This is a genomic window from Halorhodospira abdelmalekii (assembly GCF_016583625.1).
GTDB classification, from domain to species: domain Bacteria; phylum Pseudomonadota; class Gammaproteobacteria; order Nitrococcales; family Halorhodospiraceae; genus Halorhodospira; species Halorhodospira abdelmalekii.
Genome location: NZ_NRRN01000109.1, coordinates 1 through 2,092, shown reverse-complemented (window position 1 = coordinate 2,092; position 2,092 = coordinate 1). Strand labels below are relative to the sequence as shown.

The following is a 2,092-nucleotide window of genomic DNA, read 5'->3' as shown; positions in this document are numbered from 1 at the left end:
TGCAGAACGAGTGGGCCGGGGCACAGGCGTTCAGCTCCTTCGACACCTATCTAGCGCCCTATGTCCGTAACGACCGGCTCAGCTACCCGGAGGTCCGGCAAGCGATCCAGGAGCTGATCTACAACCTCAATGTCCCCTCACGTTGGGGGTCGCAGTCACCGTTTATCAATCTGACCTTCGATTGGGTCTGCCCGGAGGATCTGCGCGAGCAAGTGCCGCTGATCGCCGGCGAGGAGATGCCGTTTACCTACGGCGAGCTCCAGGCCGAGATGGACATGATCAACCGTGCCTACATCGAGGTGATGACGGAGGGCGATGCCAAGGGCCGGATCTTCACTTTCCCCATCCCGACCTACAACATCACCAGCGACTTTCCCTGGGAGAGCGAGAACGCCGGGCGGTTGATGGCGATGACCGCCAAGTACGGGCTGCCGTACTTCCAGAACTTCGTCAACTCCGACCTCTCCCCGAACATGGTCCGCTCGATGTGCTGCCGGCTGCAGCTTGATCTAAGCGAGTTGCTCAAGCGCGGCAATGGCCTCTTTGGCTCGGCCGAGCAGACCGGATCGCTCGGTGTGGTGACGATCAACTGTGCGCGCCTCGGTTACCTGTACCGTGGCGACGAGGCGGGGCTCTTTGCGGCCCTCGATCGGCTCCTGGTCCTCGGCCGCGATAGCCTGGAGATTAAGCGCAAGGTGATCCAGCGCCACATGGATGCTGGGCTCTTTCCCTATACCAAGCGCTACCTCGGTACGCTGCGCAACCACTTCTCGACCATCGGCGTGAACGGCATCCACGAGCTGCTGCGCAACCTCACCGCCGACCGGGATGATCTGACCACGGCCAAGGGGCGTGAAATGGCCCTGCGGTTGCTCGATCATATCCGCGGCCGCCTGAGCGAATTCCAGGAGCAGACCGGCCACCTCTATAACCTTGAAGCGACGCCGGCCGAGGGGACGACGTACCGCTTCGCGCGCGAAGATCGCAAGCGCTACCCGGATATCCTGCAGGCCGGTACGGCCGAGGCACCGTACTACACCAACAGCTCGCAGCTGCCGGTCGACTACACCGACGACCCCTTCGAGGAACTCGAGCTGCAGGAGGCGCTGCAAGGCCGGTACACCGGCGGCACGGTGGTGCATCTCTACATGGGCGAGCGCATCTCCAGTGCTGAGGCGTGTAAGCGTTTGGTGCGTCGCGCCTTGGAAGGCTTCCGGGTGCCGTATCTGACGATCACGCCGACGTTCTCGATCTGCCCGACCCACGGCTACCTCAGCGGCGAGCACACCTTCTGCCCGCACTGTGATGACCAGCTGAGTGCGGCCGGGCACTCTGAGCCGTTGCCGGAGGAAAAGCGCACACGCTGCGAGGTCTGGACGCGGGTCATGGGCTACCACCGCCCGGTGCAGTCGTGGAACGCGGGCAAGCAGGCCGAACACCGCGAGCGGGCCTTCTTCGAGGAGCGCCGCGCGAAGAAGTTCGAGGTAGCGGCGTGAGTGTGCAGGATCTGAGGGTAGGGGGCTTGTCCCCCTGCTCAACGGTCGATTTTCCTGATGCCCTGGCGGCGGTGATCTTCTGCCAGGGCTGTCCGTGGCGCTGTCACTACTGCCATAACCCGGAACTGCTGCCGGCCCGCGGCGCGCGTGCGCTGGATTGGGCCGATCTGCAAGTGTGGCTGCGCCGCCGTCAGGGTCTGCTCGATGCGGTGGTCTTCTCCGGCGGGGAGCCGACGATGCAGCCGGCGATCGTTGATGCCGTGCAGACGGTGCGCGCGCTCGGCTTCAAGGTCGGGCTGCACACCGCTGGCAGCTACCCGCAGCGGCTGCGCGCGTTGCTGCCGTGGCTCGACTGGGTGGCGATGGACATCAAGGGGGATTGGGCCGATTATCCTGAGGTGACCGGAGTCGCCAACAGCGCTGAGCGCGCCAAAGAGAGTATCGCGGCCGTGAAGGCGAGCGGCGTGGCGTATGAGTTGAGGGTGTTGGAGGGGGTGTTCGATGAACGACCGTGACTATTTGGCTGCCCACACGTATGTCTCTTGGCAGGATGCGGAGAACATCTTGCGCAACGCCGGCAATCGTAAGCCCAGCGT

2 protein-coding genes are annotated in these 2,092 nt (G+C 64.0%); both read left to right on the top strand.

From position 1 onward, the window contains the following. Window positions 1–1,496: ribonucleoside triphosphate reductase (locus CKO15_RS13555; protein WP_200197329.1), on the top strand; the 1,496-nt coding region annotated here is incomplete at its 5' end. Between the two features lie 26 nt (window positions 1,497–1,522). After that, complete coding sequence (locus CKO15_RS13550) at window positions 1,523–2,011, top strand: anaerobic ribonucleoside-triphosphate reductase activating protein (protein ID WP_242464809.1); 489 nt, start codon at window positions 1,523–1,525, stop codon at window positions 2,009–2,011. Window positions 2,012–2,092: the final 81 nt, after the last annotated feature.